This window comes from Methanoregula sp. (assembly GCF_052325125.1).
Taxonomy (GTDB): domain Archaea; phylum Halobacteriota; class Methanomicrobia; order Methanomicrobiales; family Methanospirillaceae; genus Methanoregula.
Map to the genome: position 1 here is coordinate 1 of NZ_JBKQWO010000007.1, position 22,816 is coordinate 22,816.

General features: G+C 56.6%; 20 protein-coding genes. 11 read left to right on the forward strand and 9 right to left on the reverse strand.

Annotated elements, in window-relative coordinates; all coding sequences use genetic code 11:
• Positions 1-1,184: Fic family protein (locus tag ACLQMU_RS01915; RefSeq protein WP_443673509.1), on the forward strand; the 1,184-nt coding region annotated here is incomplete at its 5' end.
• A gap of 455 nt (positions 1,185-1,639) precedes the next feature.
• On the opposite strand, the gene ACLQMU_RS01920 is transcribed toward ACLQMU_RS01915, so the two are convergent.
• Positions 1,640-2,191 (reverse strand): DUF1016 N-terminal domain-containing protein, encoded by a 552-nt coding sequence (locus ACLQMU_RS01920; RefSeq protein ID WP_443673510.1) that lies wholly within the window; start codon positions 2,189-2,191, stop codon positions 1,640-1,642.
• A gap of 1,169 nt (positions 2,192-3,360) precedes the next feature.
• Between ACLQMU_RS01920 and recQ the strand changes: the two genes are divergently transcribed.
• The 5 genes from recQ (at position 3,361) to ACLQMU_RS01945 (ending at position 8,541) form a co-directional block, all read left to right on the forward strand.
• On the forward strand, positions 3,361-5,235 hold the full coding sequence (gene recQ / locus ACLQMU_RS01925; RefSeq protein WP_424040354.1) for a DNA helicase RecQ: 1,875 nt from the start codon (positions 3,361-3,363) through the stop codon (positions 5,233-5,235).
• Positions 5,236-5,295: 60 nt separating this feature from the next.
• Positions 5,296-6,849 carry an excinuclease ABC subunit UvrC gene (uvrC, locus tag ACLQMU_RS01930; protein WP_424040356.1) on the forward strand — a complete coding sequence of 518 codons (1,554 nt, stop codon included), beginning with the start codon at positions 5,296-5,298 and terminating at the stop codon, positions 6,847-6,849.
• A gap of 94 nt (positions 6,850-6,943) precedes the next feature.
• Positions 6,944-7,318: a ferritin family protein gene (locus tag ACLQMU_RS01935; protein WP_422149285.1), complete on the forward strand. Its 375-nt coding sequence runs from the start codon at positions 6,944-6,946 to the stop codon at positions 7,316-7,318.
• A 3-nt stretch (positions 7,319-7,321) separates the two neighbouring features.
• Positions 7,322-8,110, forward strand: coding sequence for a family 1 encapsulin nanocompartment shell protein (locus tag ACLQMU_RS01940; RefSeq protein WP_422149284.1), 789 nt, complete (start codon positions 7,322-7,324; stop codon positions 8,108-8,110).
• A 44-nt stretch (positions 8,111-8,154) separates the two neighbouring features.
• Positions 8,155-8,541: a DUF7490 domain-containing protein gene (locus tag ACLQMU_RS01945; RefSeq protein ID WP_422149283.1), complete on the forward strand. Its 387-nt coding sequence runs from the start codon at positions 8,155-8,157 to the stop codon at positions 8,539-8,541.
• Positions 8,542-8,583: 42 nt separating this feature from the next.
• Here the strand turns inward: ACLQMU_RS01945 and queC are convergent, their stop codons facing one another.
• The 6 genes from queC to ACLQMU_RS01975 form a co-directional block, all read right to left on the reverse strand.
• Positions 8,584-9,237, reverse strand: a complete 654-nt coding sequence (gene queC / locus ACLQMU_RS01950; protein WP_424040358.1) for a 7-cyano-7-deazaguanine synthase QueC — start codon at positions 9,235-9,237, stop codon at positions 8,584-8,586.
• 238 nt (positions 9,238-9,475) lie between these two features.
• Positions 9,476-10,009 (reverse strand): chemotaxis protein CheW, encoded by a 534-nt coding sequence (locus ACLQMU_RS01955; protein ID WP_424040360.1) that lies wholly within the window; start codon positions 10,007-10,009, stop codon positions 9,476-9,478.
• A 14-nt stretch (positions 10,010-10,023) separates the two neighbouring features.
• Entirely contained in the window at positions 10,024-11,475 is a 1,452-nt protein-coding gene (locus tag ACLQMU_RS01960) for a methyl-accepting chemotaxis protein (protein WP_422149843.1), read from the reverse strand.
• A gap of 32 nt (positions 11,476-11,507) precedes the next feature.
• Positions 11,508-12,104 (reverse strand): acetate uptake transporter, encoded by a 597-nt coding sequence (locus tag ACLQMU_RS01965; RefSeq protein WP_422149842.1) that lies wholly within the window; start codon positions 12,102-12,104, stop codon positions 11,508-11,510.
• Between the two features lie 5 nt (positions 12,105-12,109).
• The gene (locus ACLQMU_RS01970) at positions 12,110-12,271 is read right to left on the reverse strand and encodes a hypothetical protein (protein WP_422149841.1); all 162 of its coding nucleotides are present in this window, start codon (positions 12,269-12,271) and stop codon (positions 12,110-12,112) included.
• Positions 12,261-12,563, reverse strand: a complete 303-nt coding sequence (locus tag ACLQMU_RS01975; RefSeq protein ID WP_422149840.1) for a hypothetical protein — start codon at positions 12,561-12,563, stop codon at positions 12,261-12,263. Before ACLQMU_RS01975 ends, ACLQMU_RS01970 begins: the two co-directional genes overlap by 11 nt.
• Before the next feature lie 57 nt (positions 12,564-12,620).
• Between ACLQMU_RS01975 and ACLQMU_RS01980 the strand changes: the two genes are divergently transcribed.
• The 4 genes from ACLQMU_RS01980 (at position 12,621) to ACLQMU_RS01995 (ending at position 18,241) form a co-directional block, all read left to right on the forward strand.
• Entirely contained in the window at positions 12,621-14,684 is a 2,064-nt protein-coding gene (locus ACLQMU_RS01980) for a PAS domain S-box protein (protein WP_424040361.1), read from the forward strand.
• A gap of 105 nt (positions 14,685-14,789) precedes the next feature.
• Positions 14,790-15,182 carry a response regulator gene (locus ACLQMU_RS01985; RefSeq protein ID WP_424040363.1) on the forward strand — a complete coding sequence of 131 codons (393 nt, stop codon included), beginning with the start codon at positions 14,790-14,792 and terminating at the stop codon, positions 15,180-15,182.
• Between the two features lie 224 nt (positions 15,183-15,406).
• On the forward strand, positions 15,407-16,096 hold the full coding sequence (locus tag ACLQMU_RS01990; RefSeq protein WP_424040365.1) for a transglutaminase domain-containing protein: 690 nt from the start codon (positions 15,407-15,409) through the stop codon (positions 16,094-16,096).
• A 366-nt stretch (positions 16,097-16,462) separates the two neighbouring features.
• The gene (locus ACLQMU_RS01995) at positions 16,463-18,241 is read left to right on the forward strand and encodes a hypothetical protein (protein ID WP_424040366.1); all 1,779 of its coding nucleotides are present in this window, start codon (positions 16,463-16,465) and stop codon (positions 18,239-18,241) included.
• Positions 18,242-18,413: 172 nt separating this feature from the next.
• Here ACLQMU_RS01995 and feoB read toward each other — a convergent pair whose 3' ends face one another.
• The gene (gene feoB / locus ACLQMU_RS02000; protein ID WP_422149835.1) at positions 18,414-20,405 is read right to left on the reverse strand and encodes a ferrous iron transport protein B; all 1,992 of its coding nucleotides are present in this window, start codon (positions 20,403-20,405) and stop codon (positions 18,414-18,416) included.
• Positions 20,402-21,127 carry a metal-dependent transcriptional regulator gene (locus ACLQMU_RS02005; RefSeq protein WP_424040369.1) on the reverse strand — a complete coding sequence of 242 codons (726 nt, stop codon included), beginning with the start codon at positions 21,125-21,127 and terminating at the stop codon, positions 20,402-20,404. Before ACLQMU_RS02005 ends, feoB begins: the two co-directional genes overlap by 4 nt.
• A 348-nt stretch (positions 21,128-21,475) precedes the next feature.
• On the opposite strand from ACLQMU_RS02005, the gene rbcL reads away from it, so the two are divergent.
• A complete protein-coding gene (rbcL, locus tag ACLQMU_RS02010; protein ID WP_422149833.1) occupies positions 21,476-22,768 on the forward strand; it encodes a type III ribulose-bisphosphate carboxylase in 1,293 nt (430 codons plus the stop codon).
• The last annotated feature ends 48 nt before the right edge of the window (positions 22,769-22,816 follow it).

A 22,816-nucleotide genomic window follows, 5' to 3' on the forward strand; every position in this document is an offset into this window, starting at 1 on the left:
GAACCCTTGTGGAAATCCATGTGCAGAATGTTCAGGATAAAGATCTGATCATACTGGAAGTGCCGGCCGGGCAGGATCCACCGTACGCATTTCAGAATATCATCTATATGCGGACAGGTGCGGAAACCAAAAAGGCGGACATCGAAACAATTCGAGACCTTGTCCTCAGAAGACAAGTGGAGCCTGAACGCTGGGAACGGAGATTTTCTTTAGCAGATCCTGACAAAGATCTGGATAAAGAAGAAATTAAAACTGCGATAAACGCGATAGCTAAAACCGGGCGCCTCCAGATTAATGACCAATTGCCCAATATCTCATTTCTTGAACAATTATCAGTCTTCAAATATGGCCGGCTCACCAATGGAGGGGATATTCTATTCACCACAAATCCTGCAATACGAAATCCACAAATCCGTGTCAGAACTGCGAGATTTACAACTGATAAGAGTGATGATAAATTTACGGATCAGAAATCTTTCGAGGGACCGCTTGTTCAATTATTAGAAGATGTGTTTGGATTTATCCAGCGAAATACTTCAACATCATCTGATTTTACTGCCGATAGTCTCACACGACTGGATATCCCACAATATCCCCCTGATGCGATACGGGAAGGACTGGTCAACGCTTTTGCCCACCGGGATTACAGTAATTCTTCCGGAGGGGTCTTTGTCAATATCTATCGGGATCGCCTGGAGATAGAGAATACCGGTAAATTTCCTGAAGGGGTAACTCTGGATTCGATCTCGAAAGGACAGATTTCCGTATTACGCAATCCGGATATCGCTCATGTGCTCTATCTGAGGGGATTCATGGAAAAGATGGGGCGGGGCAGTGTTCTGATTCAGAAAACGTGTACCGACCGGGGCCTGCCTCTTCCTCAGTGGTCGCAAAACGAGCAGGGCGTCAGGCTGACTTTTTTTGCATTCCGGGAGACTCATGAGATTCCCCACGAAATTAACCCGGGGATTAAACGGATGCTAAACGTTCTTGATGGGGATATGTCAAGACGAGAACTCCAGGATATTCTCAACTTAAAAGACGAGGGACATTTCAGAAAAACATACCTCAAACCTGCGATCCAACAAAACCTTATCTCGCTGACAATTCCCAAAAAACCGTACAGCAACAAACAAAAATATCGGCTCACCAAGAAAGGCCAATCCCTGCGTGATCAGAAATAATTCAACTGATTTCACAAAATTCTGAAAAGCATATTTCGGGCCAAGTCCACGCTGGCCGGGGGGCGGCGAGCCCCTTTTTTGAGCGCCCTATCCCTACAATACCTAAAAAAACGCCCGTAAAACCCTCCGATTGCCACCCTCAAAAATCAGGCCACTAATAAACCCCCGTTTGCCAAAATACGCCCAGATTGAACCCCATATAATGCCCATAATCGGCCATGGAAGCCCCAAAAATGGCCTCTTTTTTCATCCCAAACCAAAAACCCATCCGGGCCCCAAAAACGGCCTCAAAACGCGTCTATGAGAACGTTTTATTTCGTCCGTTTGCCAAAATATGGCTGATTTGAGGTTATTTTTAAACGGAGCTCAAATTGGGCTCCGATTGGATCCGAAAAGGGGAAATCCGGGCGAGATTTGAGGCCGGATGGGATGAGGTCATGTGGGGGAAAGGGAGGTCATGACCGGGGAGCCAGGGGGTACGGGTGAGGGAATCCCCGGGTGAGTCGAAGTACCGGATCTTCGTATGCTCCGGAATTGACAACCAGAATGACAACTGAATTGACAACCACTATTTCATGACGTACAATGCCCCGCGCCGGAAGCGCTGCCGCAAAATTGGTTACCGCTGCTCCGGTACGTAAAAAAAGCCCGCTTTCAATCTGGTGTATCAGCACATTCCGGCTCCATCTGTTCTGGATGGTCTGCCTGATGTACCACTCGCGCTCCTTTGCATCCTTCACCTTGTCGAGCAGGGCGATATGGTGATACCAGGTAATTTGTGCAAGCAGCTCTTGCACAATTGCCGCATCATGCCAGGTTTCAGCAAATGCCCGCATATATTTCAGGTTCCTGACCGAGAACCCTTTCATATCGGGAAATTCGTGCACCAGATCCCGCGAGAGGCGATCAATCACTTTTGCACCCCATCCCTCAGCCTGTTGCCGGGTAAGGATGTCATTTCCGATCTGCCAGTAGAGAAGGATCAACTCGCGATTGACGGATACCACAGCTCTTGCCTAGGCAGAGCGAATTCTGGTTTTCAGCCCGGCAATGAACTCCGGATAACCGGTCGGAAGCCTGGAGTCCCGCAAGGTAACATCCATTGTGCGTTTCATACCCTTTTCCTCGTATCTCTTTCCTCACCCGCCACCGGTACCTCTTCCATTCACCATCATTCCGATGCGTTGAATTGATTTTGCACTCCATGTGTTAAAAATTTCTTGATGTCTTCGTATAACAACGGCGTTTTTTGATTATTTACGAGATTCAGAAATGCAGGGTAAGCCCACGCACCACTGACCGGCAGCCCTTTTTCTCACGTCCCCCCACCCCAAAAATCTCCCCATATCCCCGTCCGATTCCCCCCTCCCGAAAATCCGTGCCCATATACGCCCCCATTTGCCAAAATACGCCCAAATTGAGCCCCATATAATGCCCATTGGCAGGCCGTAGAAGCCCCAAAAACGGCCACTTTTTTCACCATCAACCGAAAACCCATCCGGGCCCGAAAACCGCCCTCAAAACGCTTCTATGAGATCATTTTATTTCGTCCGATTGCGAAAATAAGGCTGATTTGGGCTCGTTTTTAAACGGAGCCCGATACGGGCTTCTTTTTGATCTGCCAAGGGCCAATCGGGGCTCAATCCGGGCCCGGATTGGATGAGGTCATAGGGGAGGACCTGCGGGAAAAACATCTGGGGACTGGGGTGCGGAGATCGGCAGCGGAGACCGGGCCTGCTGCCCGTAATCACCGGGAAAATTTCCGCCATTCCCCGGGAGCTCCGGCCCATGCGGGCAGAAGGGCGCGGAGCCCCGTTTGAGCGTCAGGCCATGATATCCTGAAAAATCCGGTCAAAATCAAGGTCATCTCCCGGACTTTCTAAAAAAAGTCCGGCAAAGTCATCAATCTTTCCGGAAAAAATTCACTAATGCTACTGGACTTTCTAAAAAAAGTCCGGCAAAGTCATCGGACTTTTTGAAAATAGTTCACTAACATTACCGGACTTTTCTAAAATTGTCCTGCAAGGTTCCCGGACTTTCCGGGAAAAAACCCACACCTGAACCCCACCAGTCAGTTTCACCCCCCGCGCCCGGGGCTTCATATACCGTCCTGCCGCACTCCTCATCACACAACGCCAGTGCCCGGGCTGCACACGCCGGCCCGGGAGGACTTTTCATGAACGCACCGCAGGCATCCACCGCACGCACCGCCCCCGGACCGCAGGAGACTCCCCTCACCCTGCTCAGGAAACACTGGGGTTATCCTGCCTTCCGCCCGCACCAGGAAACGATCATCGCATCGGTCCTTGCAGGAAACGATACGCTCGCGATCATGGCAACCGGGGGCGGGAAGTCGCTCTGCTACCAGCTGCCGGCCCTGTACCTCGGCGGCCTCACCGTGGTCATTTCGCCGCTCATCGCGCTCATGAAAGACCAGGTGGACGACCTCAACGCCCGGGGGATCATGGCCGCCGCCTGCAACAGTTCGCTCGACTCCCGGGAGCGCACCCGGATCGAGGCGGAGATGAAGGCGGGCCGGCTCCACCTCCTGTTTGTCTCGCCGGAGAAATGCATGCAGGCCGGTTTTCTTGACACCCTTGCAGCAGCCCCGGTCCGGCTGATCGCAATCGACGAAGCGCACTGCATCTCGGAATGGGGCCACAACTTCCGGCCCGAGTACCGGGAACTTGCCCGGTTCAGGAAACTGTTCCCCACCGCTCCGGTGATCGCCCTTACCGCGACCGCGATCCCGGAAGTGCGGAAAGATATCTGCCAGCAGCTCGGCCTCGTGCATGTCAGGGAGTTCGTGGGCAGTTTCAACCGGGAGAACCTGACGTACCGGGTGGTCCCGAAGAAGAACCCGCTGGTCATGCTCGCCGATTTCCTCTGCCGGCACAGGAACGAGTCTGGCATCGTCTACTGCATGAGCAAGAAAGAGACAGAAGAGATCGCATACGAACTCCGGAAAAAAGGCTTTAAGGCGCTCGCCTACCATGCCGGGCTTCCCCGGCCGGTGAGAGCAGATGTGCAGGACGCGTTCCTCAAGAACGCTGCGCATATTATCTGCGCCACCGTCGCGTTCGGCATGGGGATCGACAAGCCGGACGTCCGCTTCGTGATCCACTACGATCTGCCAAAGACGGTCGAGTCCTACTACCAGGAGACCGGGCGGGCCGGCCGTGACGGGAAGCCAGCCGAATGCCTCCTCTTTTACAGCAGGGGGGATTATGCCCGGGTCAGGTCCATGCTCGAACACGACGAGGGTGGCGAGCGCTCGGTCCGGATCGCACTCAAAAAACTCCATGACGTGACCGGGTACTGCGAGACGACCGGCTGCCGGCGCGCCTTCCTGCTCTCATATTTTGGCGAAACCCCCAAAGCAGGGAACTGCGGGTCGTGCGATAACTGCGATCATCCTGCCGCATTCATCGACGGCACGGAACCGGCGCGCCTGATCGCCTTGTGCGTCCGGCAGCTGCCGTCCCACTTCGGGATCGAACTTGTCACCGACGTCCTGCGGGGGAAAAAATCGGCGAAGATCGAATCATACCATTTCGACCGGCTGCCCGCGTATGCAACCGGGAAGCAGTACTCAAAGGAGGAGTACCGGGCCTGGATCAATGACATGGTCAGCCAGGGTTTTCTCGCAAGAACCGGTGACAAATACCCGGTCATTGCCCTTGCAGCGAAAAGCAGCGGGCTGCTTGCCGGGACATGCCGTGTCCGGCTCCCGGCACCCGGGCGTGATGCAGCGTCATTTCCCCTGTCAACAGATCCGGAGACCAGTGAGGTTGTCGATGGGGATGCCCGTGAAACGGAAGCGGAACTTTTTCTGCGGCTCAAATCTGTCAGGCTGGCCATTGCCAGGGAGAGCCGGGTGCCCCCGTATGTCGTGTTCGCAGACCGGAGCCTGCGGGAGATGGCCCGCATCCGCCCCTGCGACCGGGCGCAATTCGCAACGATTCCGGGGGTCGGTAGTGTCAGGCAGGAGAAATACGGCCCGGTCTTCATCGACGCGATCAAGGCGTATTGCAGCGAACCGGCCGACTGACCATTCATTACCCCATTCCCAACGCTTAATGAGCCTGCACCCGGATACTCTTTTGGATTCATGATCGATACCGCGAGCCTCCCCGAAAACCCCGGCTGCTACCTCTACTCCGATGAAGCAGGGACGATCATCTATGTCGGGAAGGCAAAGAACCTCAAAAAGAGGGTGTCGAGCTATTTCAAGAAAAAAGACCATGACGCGAAGACCCGGAGCCTGGTCGCCCGCATCGCCTCGGTCGATGTCGTGGTCACGGATACCGAGACCGAGGCCTTCCTCCTTGAAAATACCCTCATAAAAAAACACCAGCCGAAATACAATATCGATTTGAAGGACGCAAAACGCTACGCGTGGATCGAGCTGACCCGCGATGAGTTCCCGAGGCTCGTAATCGCCCGCCGGGCGTCGGGCGACGGGACGTTCTTCGGGCCGTTTGTCTCTGCGGCCGAGCGCGACCATGTGCTCAAGGTGGCAAAAAAGGTGTTTCACCTGCGGACCTGCAAAAAACTCCCGAAGCGCCCCTGCCTCCGGCGCCACATGCAGTCCTGCAGCGCCCCCTGCACCGGCACCGTGAGCCCTGCGGAGTACGGGGAGAACGTAAAAAAAGCCGCCCTGCTCCTCAAAGGGAAATCCCACGAACTTCTCGACGAGCTCCGGCAGGAGATGGCCGCATGTTCGGCGGCAGAGGAGTACGAACGGGCGCTCGTGCTCAGGAACGAGATTGCGGCCATCGGGCACCTTGCCGACCGGCAGCACGTGGAGCGCCGGCGGGAGTACGACCAGGACGTGATCGCGTACCAGGTGACCGGAGGGAAGGTCTACCTCACCGCGTTCAACGTCGAGCGCGGGTCGCTTTCGAACAAGCAGGAGTTCACGTTCGATGCCGGCGAAGACTTCTTCGAGGAGTTCCTGGTCCAGTATTACTCGGAGCGCGAACCGCCGGCAGAACTGATCCTCGAACACGAAACAGGTCCTGCGCTCGCGGAGTTCCTCTCGCTCAAAAAGGGAAAACATGTCGATGTCATCGTTCCGCAGCGGGGGGAGAAACGGCAGCTGCTCGACCTCGCAAAAAAGAACCTCGAGATCGCATTCTTCCGCGACACGCTCAAGGGCGCCGAGCTTGGCACCGCCCTCCGCATGGCACCTCCCCCCTCCGTGATCGAGTGCTTCGATATCTCGCACCTCTCCGGCACCGCGATGGTCGGCTCAATGGTGCAGTTCCGGGACGGCAGGCCCGACAAGAGCAATTACCGGCGCTTTAAGATCAGGACGGTTGAAGGGATAGACGATTTCGCATCCATCGCAGAAGTGGTAAAACGGCGGTACAAACGGCTCACGGATGAAAACGCACCCTTCCCGGACCTCGTCATCGTCGATGGCGGCAGGGGCCAGCTCTCGGCAGCCCGCGAAGCGCTTGCCTCCCTCGGCGCCGAGGAACAGCCGGTCATTGCAATCGCAAAACGGGAAGAGGAGATCTACCTCCCCGGGGAGGCGCTCCCGCTGCGGCTCGACAAAAAAAGCATCGCACTCCGGTACATCGAGGAGATCCGGGACGAGGCACACCGGTTTGCAATCGCCTACCACCGCCTGCTCAGGAAAAAGAAGGCACTGACCTGATCCGCATTGTACATCCCTGACCGTGACATGCCAGTAGTCAAAAGTATTTATGCTTGGCAATATACTATTGACCTAGAGACTAACGGAGGAAATCATGCCAGACTTTTTCAACCCATTCAGTGGCACTGTTCCGGACCGCAAGCTGACCCACGATGAACTCCTGAGAGCATTACGGCTCGATATTGCCGGGGAGCTCGAAGCGATCCACGGGTACATGGCCCATGCGGATGCGACCGACAACGCGCTCGCAAAGGCCGTGCTCACGGATATCGCAAACGAAGAGCGGGTCCATGCCGGCGAACTCATCCGGCTCCTTGGGATACTGACCGACGGGGAGGAGGACGGGTTCCTCAGGCAGGGAACGCTCGAAGTGGATACGCTTGCGGCCAAGCTCGCCGCCCCGGCACCGGCAACAGCGGCAGTTAAGGACGAACCGACCATTGGATCACTCAGGACAACAGGAGCATAAACCATGGCAAATTCATATCTCGGACGAGATGAGGCACCTATCGAAGCAGCGACGTGGAAACTGGTTGACGACACGATGGTTCAGGCAGCAAAGAGCCAGATCGCCGGTCGCCGGATCCTTTCCCTGGAAGGCCCGTACGGGTTCGGTCTCAAGTCGATCCCGATGGGCGACTATGCAGTCGAGGACGGGATCATCGGGAGCACGGCGATCCCCCTCACGATGATCAGGACCGAATTTTCCCTCGCGAAGCGCGATCTCGCGGCATACGAACGCGACCACCTCATCCTTGACACGACGCCGGTAGCGTGTGCGGCGATGGACGCGGCCGCAAAAGAGGACCGGATCATATTCTCGGGCCTCCCGGGCATCCCGGGGCTGCTCAACGCGGAAGGGGCAGGCTCGCTCACCCTCACGAAGTGGGATAAGATCGGCACGGCCGCAGACCAGATCATCGACGCGGTCACAAAACTCGATGCAGCCGGGTTCCACGGCCCCTACAGCATGGCCCTCGCCCCGGCCCAGTACAACCTCCTCCTGCGCCGGTACCCGCAGGGAGACGGGACCGAACTCGACCACATCCGGTCGATCGTCACCGATGGCGTGGTCAAGGCCCCGGCACTCAAGAAAGGCGGCGTGCTGCTCGCATCGGGCAGCCAGTACGCATCTCTTGCCATCGGGCAGGACATGGTCACCGCGTACAACGGGCCGGTCGGGGATCTCCTCGAATTCCAGATCTACGAGAGCCTGGCGCTCCTCGTCCGTGCCCCAGAATCGATCCTCGTGCTGAAGTAACCACCACCCTTTTTTGGGGAAGTCCTTCTGTGGAGAAACTGTCCATGTATACCCGAAAATACTGTTGTGGCATAGCGGTCCTTCTTCTCGTGATCGTGCTTGCCGCAGCTGCCGGCTGCCTCAGCACCGCGACCGTGCAGGACAGTTCGTCCGGTTCGCTCCACACCCATTACCAGTACCAGGATTCGTGGTCGCCGGAATACGGCTGCTACACCGACCTCGCCGGGTACGTGTACAACGCGGGAAACGTCTCCACGGACAACCTGAGGCTGGACTTCAACCTCATAAACACCGGGACCGGCACGATCCGGGATTCACGGTCCGTCTTTATCGGGAGCATCGGGCCGGGAGCGACCCAGACGTACGAGACGATCCTTGACGGGGAGTGCTCGCAGGACTACCGGGTCGCCTTTGCCTTTGAGAACCAGTAACCGGGTGGCCGGCAGTTTTTCCCGGTCGATGCGACATATCTCCTAATCCTGGTACTTCAGGGGATCTGCTGCACCGGCCTGTTCGAACGCCTCGAGCCGCTCGGTGCAGGCGCCGCACTTCCCGCAGGAGAGTTCCTCTCCTTTGTAGCACGACCAGGTATCCGCATAATTGACCCCGAGCTCAAGGCCTTTTTTAACAATATCCCCTTTACTCATCCAGAGGTAGGGCGCATGGAGCACGAGGTCGTTCCAGTCACAGAGGTGAAGTGCGGTCGCCATGGCGCTCACGAACGCCGGCCGGCAGTCCGGGTAGATCGCATGGTCCCCCGCGTGCGCCGCGTAGAAGAGGTGCGGGGCACCGGTGCCGATGGCGTAGGAGGCAGCAAGGCTTAAAAAAACCATGTTCCGGTTCGGGACGACTGTCTGTTTCATCGTCTCCTCTGCATAATTGCCTTCGGGTACGTCCCACGAAGCCCGGGTCAGGCTGGACGGGGCAAGATCGTTTAAAACAGGTACCCCGACAAGTTTATGGGGGATATGCAGTTTTGCGCAGGTCTTTTCTGCGCACCGGATCTCCTTTTTATGCCTCTGGCAGTAATCGAAGGTGAGCGCACTGACCTCGTATCCCTCGTGGATCATGTCGTAGAGCAGGGTGGTGCTGTCCATCCCGCCGGAAAAAATGAGTGCCGCTTTCATACGGGTATTCTCCCGAACAGTATACCAGATATTATCCGGCACCTATATCAAGAAAACCCCGGGTTGCGCCCGTGATATACTGGCAGCCGGCCCGGGCCGTAAGGCACAAAAAAGGATACGTGCCCGGAAGATGGGGGCACCATGCCGGCGCCTTCAGGGACGTGCTTTCGTATCCGTAAGCCGTGCCGGCATGCCATCATTACGGGACCGGGCGATCCTCTCTTTTTGTCATCGGCGATCAAATGGTGGAATCGAGATCGTTGAGCAGTTTCTTGATGTCGATCCAGATGATCAGTTCGTTGATCTCCTTGTCCTTGACCTTGATTTTGCGTTTGATGATCCCTATGATCGCCGTGTCCTCGTGGCTGATCGACGCGGACGTGTGATCCACCTGGTTATCGTCGAAGGTGGAGACCGAGGTCACGTCGTCGACGAGGATCCCGATCTTGGATTTGGTGATCTTGTCGTCGAGGACGATGATCCGCGAGGCTTCAAGCGATTTCGTGCTCGCATCGGTGATGTTCAGCCGGTGCTTGAGGTCGACGATCATCGTGATCTCGCCCCGCAGGTCGATAATCCCGCGGACATAGGGCTGGACGTTGGGAAGTTTTGTGATCGTCGTATACTCGACCACTTCCTTGACGTCAAAGAGGTCGATGGCGAAATGCTCGTTCCCGAGCACAAACTCCACAACCTGTATCGTGCCCAGGTCGCCCTGGGCAGCGGCGGAGTTATTTGCCGTCGCAACGGGTTCGCTCGCCTTTACAGACATGGGCAGCTCCCCCGTTAATCCACCTTGAACCGGCGGTTTGCTTCCGTAGCCTCGACTGCAACATCGTTGACCACCTGGATCATTCTCGTGATCTCGTCAAGCGCTGCGGCAGACTCCTCGGTCGCTGCGGCTGCATCACCGGCCTCTTTTGCGGTCCGTTCGATGATACTTCCGACCTCGTGAACGCTTGCGGTGATCTCCTCGGTGGTTGCGGCCTGCTCTTCTGTAGCTGCGGCAACTTCCGAGGCGCTGTTTGCCACGGTCTCGGCCGCGATCTGGATCTTCCTGAATGCAGCAAGCGCTTCGCCTGATGCAATGACCCCTTTGTTTACCAGTTCCTTAGAGGCATCCATGGCCTCGGTCGCTTTCCTGGTGGCCGTGTTGAGCTGGGTGATCATGTCCTCGATCTTCTCGGCGCTGGAGCGTGATTCCTGCGCAAGGGACTTTACCTCGGATGCAACGACCGCAAAACCCCTGCCGTGTTCGCCGGCCCGTGCGGCCTCGATCGCCGCATTCAGGGCGAGCAGGTTGGTCTGGTTGGCGAGGTCGCGGATGAGCACGATGATCTTGCTGATGTCGGCCATCTGTTTCTCGATCTCTTTTACGATCCCGTGCACGTTCGTCGTTGCAGTAGTGATCTCGGTCATGTCCTTGTTGACCGTGTCCGCAAGGATCGCGCCTTCCTTTGCAGAATCGTTCGCGCTCTTTGCCTGCGTGGAGACGCTCTCCATGCTCGAGGTAATTTCCTCGACGGCCGCGCTCATGTCCTGCATGGCCTTGGACATCTGGTCGACGCCTTCAGCCGCTTTCTGGGCGTTCTCGCTGACGACACCGGCATTCTTTGCAATCTGGTTCACGCCTTTCGACGCGTCTTCGATGCTCCGGTTCGCGTTGTCGGCCGTTGTGGTCAGGTTCTGCATATGCTTGTTGACATCGCCGATGTTCTTTTCCAGGGAAATGACAATCCCCCGCACCGCATCGCGGAGCTTGATGATCTGTTCGTAGGTCTCCTTTGTGTCCTCATCCGGTTTCGTGATCTCGTGCCTTACCGTCAGATCCCCTGCAGCCATCTTTCCATAGACCACGCTCAGTTCGGCGACCTCTTTCTCCATGTACTGCTGGACTTTGACGTGCACGGAAATCTCGTTGTAGGTCACATACACGTACCTGACTTCCCCTTTCTCGTTGAGGAGGGGCATATTTGTCCGTACCACGACATGGACGCCGGAAGGCGTCTCCATCGTGCTCCTCCCGAGAGTCGTCCTCTTTGTGCTGATCGCTTCCGGTACCGATTCCCCGGTATTCTCGAGATACTTGATCATCCGCTGGTCCCTGAAATCCGAGAACTTGATCGCGAGCAGCCGGTCCTTGGAATAACCGACCATTTTGCAGAAGGCATCGTTTACGATGAGGATCTTCTGATTTGCATCCACTACCGTTTGTGCGAGAGGGTTCCTCTCAAACATTTCCGTTAAATCCTGTAATTCAACCATTTTCATCACCCGAGTCTTACCACGGTTTCTTTCCATACTTCATTCATGATCTGCCCGAGCCCGGTGTACATCGCGGACAACCCGCAGATGACACCCTCGATACCGGCGATTACCAGGATCGTGTTGTTCCCGAGGGCGTTACCTGCAATCAGCAGGAGGAAGAGCAGCACCAGTGTGCCGAACACGACCTGCATTGCCTTTGACAGCCTGAACGTGATCAGGAACATCCCGAGCGAGAACAAGCCCCATATACCAAGGAAACAGACGAGTCCTTCTTTTCCGAGCGCCGGACCCCACCCCCACAAGGGCATGAGGATCAAAAACACCAGTGATATCCAGAAAAAGCCGTACGAGATAAACGCCGTCATCCCGAACGTGTTGTTCTTCTTCCATTCCATGATGCCTGCGATGATCTGGGCAAGACCCCCGTAGAAGATCCCCATGGAAAAGACCACGGAGCCCAGGGCAAATATCCCTGCATTGCTCATGTTCAGGATAATAGTCGTCAGGCCGAACGCCAGCAGGCCGAGAGCTCCCGGATTTGCGGTCGAATCCGATATCCGGATCTCATTCTTAAAGACTGAATCTACCTTTACATCCATGTTAATTACCACCCATTCTGAATTTCCCTGATTTTGTCCATACCCGATGCATGCAGGATCCCGTACAGCAGCCGGACCCTTCCCACCGTGATCGTGCAGGAGGGATAGGCATATGCGCATTCCATATACGATACCCCGTCATCCCGGGAGAGACTGTCAGTAATCATCTGCTGATACCTCCGCAGGGGATGCACCCAATGTCCGCATGGCAAAATAACGGTCAAGTTTTTCCGAGAGTTCCTGCAGGAGCCTGATGTTCTCCCTCAGACCATCATGTTCAACCGCAGTAGCCGGATGAATCTGGCCTGCATTCATTGCATATCTCGCACGTTCCATCAAACCATCATCTCTTTTACTGCATTTCAAGCAGGGCCTGTTTTGCCATGCTATTGGTAATGCAATTGTTATCTGTGCAAAAATTAATTTATAAATATACTTAATTGCCTTGCAGATTAGCATGGCAAAAGAATATTTTTTAAAGGATTATGACCGACACTATACCAACAGAAGCAGACCATGGAAGAGTACCTGGAAGAGATATCACGGATCAGGGACGAACTTGAGAAGCACCCGGAAGGGTTGAGCATCACCGATATAGCGGGTCTGCTCGGCATAAACCGGAATTCGGTAGCAAAATACATGGACATCCTGCAGGTCCAGGGAGCAGTTGACGGGCGAAAGCGGGGAACCTCGAAGGTCTATTATATATCCCACCGCATGTCTGCGGATTCCCTCAGGAAGGTCTGCAGCCAGCCGTTTGTCACGCTCGACCAGGACGGCCTGGTGACCGATAATAACCAGCAGTTTTCACTCCTGACGGGCATCTCACCGGAACAGCTGCCCGGTCTGCCGTTTGACAAACTTCCGTTAAGGTCGCTCGAAGGCGGGACTGCCCAGCAGATCTTCAGGACGGCGCTCAAAGGCCTGGAGCAGCGGGTGCATGCACAGGTCGCTCTTGGCAGTGAAGAGCACCCGGTTAACCTGTTCCTTGTACCGCTGGTCTTTTCGACCGGTAAGCCGGGGGTGGCGGTGATCGTGGACGATGAACGTACAGGGAATGCTTCTCCACCGGCTGCCGCTCTTCCCGAATTCCGGGTGATCCTTGATAACCAGGTGGAATATGCCGTACGGTACAGCCCGGAGGGAATTATCCAGTACGTCAATGAACCCTATTGCCGCGCAATATCGAGATCGCGGGAAGAGATGATCGGGAGGCCGTTCAAGCACCTTGTATCAGCGGACGATGCAGAGCGGGTCCGCATGAACCGCACCCGGTTAAGCCCCCGGTATCCGGCCGGCATGATTGAGTTCCGGGCGATTATGGCAAACGGGGAGGCACGGTGGCAGCGATGGTGGGATCGTGCCCTGTTCGATGACCGCGACCAGCTGACCGGGTATTTTTCCTGCGGGCTCGATATCACGGAAGAGGTCCTGGTACGGACAAAACTCAAAAAAACGCAGGACATGCTCGAAGAGACCATCGTAACCCGCACAAACGAGCTCCGTGAGATCAACCGGCAGCTGTACGACGAAATGACCCGCAGGGAAACTATGGAACAGCAGCTGCTCCTGACCCAGTTTGCCATGGACAATGCAGCAGATATGGTGTTCTGGGTAAATCGCAATGCCCGGGTGGATTATGCGAACAAGGCCGCAGTGACCGGTGTGGGATACACTGCCGGGGAAATGCCTGATCTCGCGCTGGGGGATGTCGTCCCCGTACCGGCCACGGAGACCTGGGGCGACACCTGGGAACACCTCAAACGCGAGGGAACCATCACCCGGCAAACGGTCATGATCAGGAAGGACGGAACAAAGATGCCTGTCGAAATGGTCCTCAGGTACCTGGAATACCACAATAATGAATTTGTCTGTTGTTTCTGCCGGGATATCTCAGAGAGGACCCGGATGGAGCGCACGCTTCACCTGGCCAATAAAAAACTCAATGTGCTCACGAGCCTCACCCGCCACGATATCCAGAATAAGGTTACTGTCCTTTTGGGGTACCTGGGAAGGGCGCGGAAAAGGGAGAAGGATCCGGTTGTCCTTGAATACCTCGAACGCCAGGAGCATGCGGCCAATGCCATACGGGACGAGATTACCATCACCCGGGATTTCAAGGATCTGGGTGCCGATCCCCCCGAATGGCTGAACATCAGGAATGTTGTTGCGGCGGCCGTGACGCGGTACAGCGACACCCCGGCAAGGTTTTCTGTCGATCTGCCGGATCTTTGCGTGTACGCGGATCGCCAGATGGAACGCGTGTTTTCCCGGTTGTTCGAAAATGCTGTCAATGCCAGACACCCTCCCCAGGCCATCCATGTATTTTTACGGGCAGAAAAGGAACGGAGGGTGGTCGCCGTGGAATATGACGGCCCCGGCATCAGGCCGGAGGACAAGGAAAGGATCTTTGATGGGGGAGGGGAGGCATATGGCCAGCGGGGTCTTTTTATCCTCAGGGAAATCCTGTCGCTGACCGATATCACCCTTGCAGAGACCGGAGAGTACGGGAATACTATACGGTTTGAGATTGGCATACCTCCTGTTTCCTATCGCCAGAACTCCGGCAATGGGGCCTGAACCGCAGGTTTTCGTGCATATTCGTGCCCGGGCCCTGTCCCGGCAGACCCGATTCATGGATATTACCATTTTAAATATCAAAACCGGCAATTTCTGAACAGGTTAATGACCAGAATTCTCATTGTCGACGATGATGCGGATATCCTGGAACTTCTGCGTCTTGAATTCGAAGACGATCCGGGATGCACGGCCGATACCACCACGAGTGTTGCAGACGCACTGGCAATGGCACGGCAACACCCGTACGATGCTATCATCACAGACTGGCGCATGCCGGTGATGAACGGCACGATGTTTGTGGGCGCACTGCGCGGGCAGGGGTGCACCTCGCATATTATCATCTACAGCGGGAAGGAACTGGATCGGGAGATGCAGAAAGTCTTCGATGCCGGCGCCAACGAATATGTCGGCCGCAGGGGAAACCCTGAACGCGAGTTCGATGAATTAAAGGATCACATCAGGAAGTTACCTGTCCCGGCACAAAACCCTGCGGAATAATATCCTGCATACCGGGCACACTTACCTTCAAGGGATAAAAACCGGCCCTTTTCCCATTGTATTACCCTGCAATTTTATTAAAAATTAACAATAGCGGGCACGGGCGGCCTGTCCCGGAAACCATCTTTTTTTTATTGGCGGTGCCAATCCGGGTACAGGTGCCTGCAAGGGTACCCTGACGGTAAAAAGGGAACCGGGAAAATGCTTTTTAAAGGAATGAACGTATGGCTTCTTTGGTAACTGCCAGGTTTCAGGAATGGTCCAGGGGACCTGATCCCCGCCAGAGCCTTATCCCGGTTTTCGAGCATATCCGTGATATCCCGTACTCTCTCGCAGTACCCATGACCGATCCGGCAACTGCGCCGGAGCGGATCCTTGAATTGGGTAAAGGGTCCTGCGGACCGAAACATTACCTGCTGGCAGAGATGTACCGGAGACTGGGATTTGATGTGGTCTATGCGACGTTTCCTTTTCTCTGGGACGACCCGGATCTCCAGTACCCCCCGGAACTCCGCCGGCTGGCGACCGGCCTTCCCGTTTCCTGCCACCTTGCCTGCCGGGTGAAGATCGAGAACCGCTGGGTGCTCGTGGATGCCACGTGGGACCGGCCCCTGAAACGGGCGGGATTTCCTGTTAACACAGATTGGGACGGGCGATCAGATACGCGGTGTGCAGTAAAACCGTTGCGGCCTGCGGCCAGCGCCGGTTTTTATCGTACTGCGGCAGCCGGGCCCCGCGAGTGCGATCGCAAACCTGAATTCGGGCATCCTGGCGGTGAAAAGGATCACGAGAATGCCATGGAATGCGTACGGTCCTGCCATGAGAAGACTGCAAAGCAGACTCGGGATATGCGTGAACCAATTCACCAGTTCCACCGCGAGTTCGAGGCCTGGCTGGTGAGCGTACGGGGATAAGGTTAAAGAGAGAAACGATTTGGACCTGAACAGGAGGGCGCCCCGGCCGGGCGTTGACTATTCTGCCTTTTTAAATAAGTCATGATCAACCGTGTGTTGTTTAAAAAAGCCACAGAAACAGGATCGTGACGTGTGCCCGGGGGTAATTTCCCCGGCCGGGTTATGGTATCGACAGGCTTTGCACGGATGGCTGCGCCAGCTCAATCGTTGCCGGTGCACCTTCACCGGATTATAACGATCCCTGGGACCGCCGATATTCTCCGGCTTACAGGCCCTGCCCTATAATAACCGGTGAATGCGAAAAAAGCGCACCTAAAAAGCATATCACTACAGACAACGAAAACAGATCCGGAGAGTGACGCATATATGGCCGGCCCGTACCTGAAAAGCGGTGAGTCCATCATCCTGACAACGGACCGGGTGATGATCGACGATGCCGAGTTCGATCTGATCCTTACCAGCCAGCGCCTTGCCCTTGTCGACAGCGACCATTCCGGCGACCAGCCGCAGGTGGTCCCGTTTGCCACCATCCTGTCCGTAAAGGGGGGAACGACCCCTGCACGCGAGCCGTTCATCACCCTTACGGTCATCGACCCGATCGGTCTTGAAGATTCAAGGACCATCGACCTGATCTTTTCCGAGCGCCCCTCTGAAGACCGGGCCGCGGAATGCGATCTCTGGGTAAAGAAACTGATCGAACATATCGTCTCCGTCCGTCAGGAACCCCCGCCTGCCGTACAGCATCAGGTCCCGGTAACATCCCGGGGCATGCACCCTACTGTACGACGTTTTGAAGCTCCCGAGGTGCCGCGGCCCCATTCACAGGTAACCCGCAAAAGCCCGCGGCCATCTGAGGAACTGCTCGCCGCGATACAGGAAACGGCAGGGGAGACACCGGACAACCTGCCTGAAGCGCCGGCCCTGATAGACCAGACCTTCCCCGAAGAGGGAGGGTATCCTGATAGAGGCACCCCGTCACCTGCTCCCGCAGGTGAAAAGGAAGGCACTTCCCCGGTACCTGATGAGCCGGTGACCGGGTCCGGATCGCCCGCAGGGAGTGCCTGGGTCATCAGCCCCCCCGCCCCGGGACAGGAACGCCCGGATGCCACCCTCCGTGACGAAGACCTGGCAAAAACTGACGAAAAGACCGGTCCGGCAGTCATCCCGGCAGCACCGTCCGATGAGCTGGTGCCGAAGGTATCCGGTGGAGTGCAGAAAGACACCGTTCCGGTCCAGCAGGACGGTGTCACGGGCGGGAGCGCGACGCAGGCCCAAAAAGAAGAACCGGCACCCGCCAGGCCGAAAGCCCGTGCCAGAAAACCGGCCAAAAAGATGAAAAAAACCACTCCGGCACCCGCTGCAACGGTACAGCCGGAACGTTCGCCCGGATACGCGTACCCGGCATTACCAGACATCGATGACCGTGGAGACGTATGGGAGGAGGAGCCGGCCCGGCTGCCGGTTGACAAGCCGGCGCAGGCCGGCATTCCGGGAATGTCCCCTTCCGGCAGCCGGGAACCCGTCGGGTTACCCGACAGTGTCGTGTTCCCGGTAATTTCCGCTCCCGTTCCCGATACAATACCGGCAACACCACCGGAGAAGAAAACCCCGGCAGTCCAGGCCCCCGCCGGGCACCCCCCGGCGCCGCAACCGGGAAAAATCCCTGTACAGGTCATGGCAGCGATCGGCATCGTGATTCTCATCATCGTATGCGCAGCAGCCATTACCCTCATGTACCCGGTGGGAACGGAAAACGGATCAGGTCACCCGGCCGCTATAACGCCGACCCCGACCCCCCTGCCAGCCGCAACAATAATATCGCAGGCTGCGGTTCCTGCCGAAGGAGTATGGGTGAAGGTAACGTATAACGGAACCTTTGTAGGAAGCTACGGGAACCCGGGAAACCTCAGGGAAGTAAGGGGAACCGGGGAACAGTTCTATGCGATAAAAAACAGTAACGACCTCGTTCAGGCCACATTCCGGAAACTGGATTATTCCGGGAACAACCTGACCGTAGAAGTATATAATAATGGCACCAGGGTTACGCAGGTCATCAAAAGCGCCCCGGGGGGATCGATCTCCCTCCTTGTCAATCCCGCCACCGGTAAACCCCCGTACATACCGGTCACTACCGCCGGTGCATAACGCCATTCGGATATTTCCCGTAGCAGACCGCCAGGTAATCAGTTCCGTTTTTTGCCTGTCCTCCCGGCAGCTTCACCGTTGAAATGCAGGCGGTCGTTCCGGTACCGGGGAAAATCCTGTATCGTATTCCATCGATAAAATTGTGGGATTAAAAAGGGCTGTCCGGCGCACGTCATCCCATAAACAGGCTGAGCACCCTGAATGCGATCCCGCCGATCCCGAGAGCGAGGACGACCTCGGTAACGGAGATCGCAAGCGACTTTCTCCACCCGAACTCTGAGGCGAGCACCAGAATGACCGAAATGCAGGGGATATAGAGCATGGAAACGAGTGCAATGACAATGAGCTGGACAGGAGTGAGGAAGGCCGCGAAGTTCGTCGACCCGAAGAGCACCGCGAGGGTGAGGATGGTGAGTTCTTTTCGCACGACACCGAAGATGAGGGTGATCCCGACGATCACGGGCAGGCCGAGCCAGAATACCGTGACAGGTGCGAGGAGGTTGTTGACCGGGTTGAGCAGGCCGACCGCGTAGAAGACCTGTATCGCCGCGCTTCCGACGATGTATGCGGGAAAGACAAACCAGATGAGCGATTTTGTCCGCGCCCACGTCTGTTTCAGGACGACAGAGGCCGAAGGGACGTGGTAGTCCGGCATCTCCATGATAAGGCCGACCGACTCGCCCGGGACGACCTTGTAGGCAATCCTCCCCACAAGGATGATCAGCACGATATCGAAAGCATAGAGCGCGAGCGCCCACCAGATGCTGACGAATTTACCGACGAGACCGAGGATGACGACCGTCCGGGCCGTACAGGGAATGAGGGTGACCAGGAACGCAGCGAGCAGTTTCTGCTTGGGGGACTCCATGATCCGGCAGGAAAAACAGGCCGGCACGTTGCACCCGTAGCCGAGGATGAGGGGAATAACGGCCTTGCCATGCAGCCCGAGCTTGTGCATACCCCGGTCGAGCATCACCGCGATGCGGGTAAGGTAGCCGGAGTCCTCCATCACGGCGAGGAGGAGGTAGAACGGCAGGACGAACGGGATGACCAGCGTGATTCCTGCGACGAGGCCCGAGAACGCGCCGTTCCAGAGTATACTGGTGACCGGGCCGGTGATGACCGGTTCGTAGGGTGCGATCTGCGAGAAGAAAGACTGGATGAGATCGGATATGCGGGCGCCGACGACAAAGGTCCATACGAGCAGCCCCCCTATCACGAGAAAGACCGTAAGGTACCCGAGAAACGGGTGAAGGGCGAGCCGGTCGAGCCGGTCGGTCAGGCTCTTTTTGTGCACGCCGTTCTCCGGGGCCCGCACGGTGATCACCTCGGCCGCGATCCGATCAGCGACGTTATACCGTTCCGCGCTCATTACGACGCAGACTGTTTCACCGTGGATCGCTTCGATCTCGACCGCGAGGCGGTCAGCCTTTTCGACGACGCCGGGGGCCTGATCCTTTACGATCTTCACCATCGCGGGGTCGCGTTCGATGAGCTTGATGGCAACAAACCGTACGGGGTAGGGGATCGTCAGCGGCTCAAGCAGGGGGACGAGTTTTTCGATCCGTTCCTCAATCTCTTTCCCGTACCGGAGAACCGGGGGTGTCGGGCGGCGCTGTGCGAGATCGAGGATCGCCTCGGTGAGGGGGGCGATGCCCTTGCCCCTGATCGCGACCGTGGGAACGACCGGGACACCGAGAAGCGCGGCAAGTTTTTCAGTGTCAATGGTGATCCCCTTCTTCTCCGCGAGGTCGATCTGGTTCACGGAGATGAGGAGCGGCGGGGCGAGTTCGAGGAGCTGGATGGTAAAGAAAAGATTGCGCTCCAGTGCTGACGCATCGATGACATTGACGACGGCGTCCGGGTGCTCCAGCGCGATATAGTCACGGGAGACCAGTTCCTCCATCGAGTATGTCGAGAAGGAGTAGATACCGGGCAGGTCGATCACCCGGATCCGGTGCCCCTTGTACTGGAGAAGGCCCTCCGCCCGTTCGACCGTCTTTCCCGGCCAGTTGCCGATGATCTGGTCGACGCCGGTAAGCTGGTTGAACGTCACGCTCTTGCCTACATTCGCATTGCCCGCAAGCGCGATGGTGTATTCAGCGTCTTTTATCTTTGTCTCGCCTTTGGGAGGGCTGGCCTTGCACCCTCCGCATCCGCTCATGGCTGCCCTGCCCGGGATGCATCGACAAAAATGTTCTCTGCAATGGAGTGGTCGATCGCCAGTTTTGTCCGGCGCACGAATACCTCGACGGGTCCGTTCATCGGAGCCTTGCGCGTGACCGAGACGGTGGTCCCGAGCGTCAGGCCGAGATCGGAAAGCCGCTGGACGACCCTGCAGTCGCCGCGGATGAACGCAATGGTCCCTTTCTCCTGGGGACCGAGATCCGTGATGGGGACGATGGCGGAGGCACGGATGTCTTCCGGGAGAGGGATGGCAGAACCGGTGATGGCATCGCAATCGCTGCAGCTTCCCACCCCTTTGGCACAGGGAGCGATAGGGCTTCCATGGGGGCAGCGCGCCGGGGCATTGAGCATCCGGCAGAGTGCGTTTTCGGTGTCTTCCGAAATTGTATGCTCCATCCGGCACGCCTCATCGTGCACTTTTGCCCGGTTGATGTGCAGGACGTCGGCAAGGAAGACTTCGAGGAGACGGTGGCGGCGCTTGATCGTCTCTGCAATCTTTTTCCCCTCACCGGTCAGGCTTGCGCCCCGGTACGGTTCGTAGTTCACCAGGTTCTTCTCTGCAAGGTTCTGGAGCGCTTCGGTCACACTTGCCGGCGCGACCTTGAGGCATTTGGCAATTGCCGTGGTCTTTGCGGCGCCTTCAGTGCCGGCAATGTCATAGATCGCTTCGAGATATTCTTCAACCTGTTCCTGTGCCATCTGATCAATAATTAGGATACCCTAAATAAAAATGGTTTCGGTCAACCTAAAGAATGCCTCCCCGGGCAGTGCCTGCCTTTTATCCAAAAACCATTTTTATTTACCGGATGAATAGTCGGCCGGTCTGCATGCCGGGGATGCAACAGAACGTACATTCAACGGGATATCCAGCATACCCTGCATGTATACCGGTGCTCTTTTTGGGGAGGGGCACTACCGGGCCGGCTGCATTTTCCCGGTATCCACGGAACTTTTGGCGTTTCCCGCTGGTACGGAGAAGAGTGCCTGCTTCTTTTGCGATCTGAAGATTTTTGAATCATGCATGCATTGGTAGGTACGGGAAGAACTATGGCAATTGACTGGTATAACGAATTTGTCGATACGAATTACGAGCCGGCAAAGGACGACCTTGTCTGTCTTTTTTACTTTGAACCGGCTGCAGGGATCACGGATAAAGAAGCCGCGGGCCGGATCGCATCCGAGAGTTCGACCGGCACCTGGACGACCCTCTTTACGATGCCCCCGCGGATGAAGAAACTGGAGGCGAAGGCGTTTTCGTTCGACAAGCACTTTGTCAAAGTCGCCTACCCGCTTGCACTCTGGGAAGAAGGAAACGCCGTGCAGCTGATGAGCGGGATTGCGGGGAATATCTTCGGGATGAAAGCCCTAAAAAACCTGCGCCTCATTGATGCCACGCTCCCCTCTGCATATGTCAATGGGTTCAAAGGGCCCCACTTCGGCATGGATGGGATACGGAAGATGATGAAGATCTACGGCCGACCCCTGACCGGTGCCGTACCAAAACCAAAGATCGGGTTTTCCGCAAAGGAGCACGCGGAGGTCGGTTACGAGACGTGGATGGGCGGCTTTGATTTTGTCAAGGATGATGAAAACCTCACTTCGACATCTTTCAACCGGTTCGAGGACCGCGTACAATATATGACAAAACTCCGGGACAAGGCCGAACGGGAGACCGGCGAGAGGAAGTCCGCGTTCCTGAATATCTCTGCCGACGTGGAAACCATGAAGAAGCGTGCCGACCTGCTCGCGGAGTATGGCTGGAACTACGCGATGATCGATGTGGTGGTTGCAGGAACGGCGAGCGTCATGACGATGCGGGACTACTGCTCTGACCTTGGCCTCGCGATCCACGCGCACCGGGCGTTCCATTCAGCCTTCGACCGGAACAAAAAACACGGTATGACGATGTACTTCCTCGCAAAGCTCATGCGTCTTGTCGGCGTCTCCCAGATACACACCGGTACAGCCGTCGGCAAACTGACCGGTACAAAGACCGAATCGATCCTTCTTGCCGACCTGCTGCGAAAGAAAAAGATAGCGGAGGTCCCGCACCAGTGCCTGGCCCAGGACTGGGGTTCGATCAAAGCGGCGTTTCCGGTCTCGTCGGGCGGACTGCACCCGGGCCTTGTCCCCGACGTGCTCGACATCTACGGCAGGGATCTCATCCTGCTCGTGTCGGGCGGCATCCACGGCCATCCGAAAGGGACCCGGGCCGGTGCCCGGGCGACCATGCAGGCGATCGAGGCCTGGCAGGAGGGCGTAACACTCGACGAGAAGGCAAAATCGTCGCAGGAACTTCGCGAAGCACTGAAGAAGTGGGGATACTACAAGCCAAAGTGACCGGTAAATCCCGGATACATGACATTCCTGCCTCATCAGGAATCCCTT

What these genes read in the sequence shown, in the direction of transcription:
- recQ (WP_424040354.1), top strand. Translation starts at nt 3,361, where the DNA reads ATGAACGCACCGCAGGCATCCACCGCACGCACCGCCCCCGGACCGCAG.
- uvrC (WP_424040356.1), top strand. Translation starts at nt 5,296, where the DNA reads ATGATCGATACCGCGAGCCTCCCCGAAAACCCCGGCTGCTACCTCTAC.
- ACLQMU_RS01935 (WP_422149285.1), top strand. Translation starts at nt 6,944, where the DNA reads ATGCCAGACTTTTTCAACCCATTCAGTGGCACTGTTCCGGACCGCAAG.
- ACLQMU_RS01940 (WP_422149284.1), top strand. Translation starts at nt 7,322, where the DNA reads ATGGCAAATTCATATCTCGGACGAGATGAGGCACCTATCGAAGCAGCG.
- ACLQMU_RS01945 (WP_422149283.1), top strand. Translation starts at nt 8,155, where the DNA reads ATGTATACCCGAAAATACTGTTGTGGCATAGCGGTCCTTCTTCTCGTG.
- queC (WP_424040358.1), bottom strand. Translation starts at nt 9,237, where the DNA reads ATGAAAGCGGCACTCATTTTTTCCGGCGGGATGGACAGCACCACCCTG.
- ACLQMU_RS01955 (WP_424040360.1), bottom strand. Translation starts at nt 10,009, where the DNA reads ATGTCTGTAAAGGCGAGCGAACCCGTTGCGACGGCAAATAACTCCGCC.
- ACLQMU_RS01960 (WP_422149843.1), bottom strand. Translation starts at nt 11,475, where the DNA reads ATGTTTGAGAGGAACCCTCTCGCACAAACGGTAGTGGATGCAAATCAG.
- ACLQMU_RS01965 (WP_422149842.1), bottom strand. Translation starts at nt 12,104, where the DNA reads ATGGATGTAAAGGTAGATTCAGTCTTTAAGAATGAGATCCGGATATCG.
- ACLQMU_RS01970 (WP_422149841.1), bottom strand. Translation starts at nt 12,271, where the DNA reads ATGATTACTGACAGTCTCTCCCGGGATGACGGGGTATCGTATATGGAA.
- ACLQMU_RS01975 (WP_422149840.1), bottom strand. Translation starts at nt 12,563, where the DNA reads ATGCTAATCTGCAAGGCAATTAAGTATATTTATAAATTAATTTTTGCA.
- ACLQMU_RS01980 (WP_424040361.1), top strand. Translation starts at nt 12,621, where the DNA reads ATGGAAGAGTACCTGGAAGAGATATCACGGATCAGGGACGAACTTGAG.
- ACLQMU_RS01985 (WP_424040363.1), top strand. Translation starts at nt 14,790, where the DNA reads ATGACCAGAATTCTCATTGTCGACGATGATGCGGATATCCTGGAACTT.
- ACLQMU_RS01990 (WP_424040365.1), top strand. Translation starts at nt 15,407, where the DNA reads ATGGCTTCTTTGGTAACTGCCAGGTTTCAGGAATGGTCCAGGGGACCT.
- ACLQMU_RS01995 (WP_424040366.1), top strand. Translation starts at nt 16,463, where the DNA reads ATGGCCGGCCCGTACCTGAAAAGCGGTGAGTCCATCATCCTGACAACG.
- feoB (WP_422149835.1), bottom strand. Translation starts at nt 20,405, where the DNA reads ATGAGCGGATGCGGAGGGTGCAAGGCCAGCCCTCCCAAAGGCGAGACA.
- ACLQMU_RS02005 (WP_424040369.1), bottom strand. Translation starts at nt 21,127, where the DNA reads ATGGCACAGGAACAGGTTGAAGAATATCTCGAAGCGATCTATGACATT.
- rbcL (WP_422149833.1), top strand. Translation starts at nt 21,476, where the DNA reads ATGGCAATTGACTGGTATAACGAATTTGTCGATACGAATTACGAGCCG.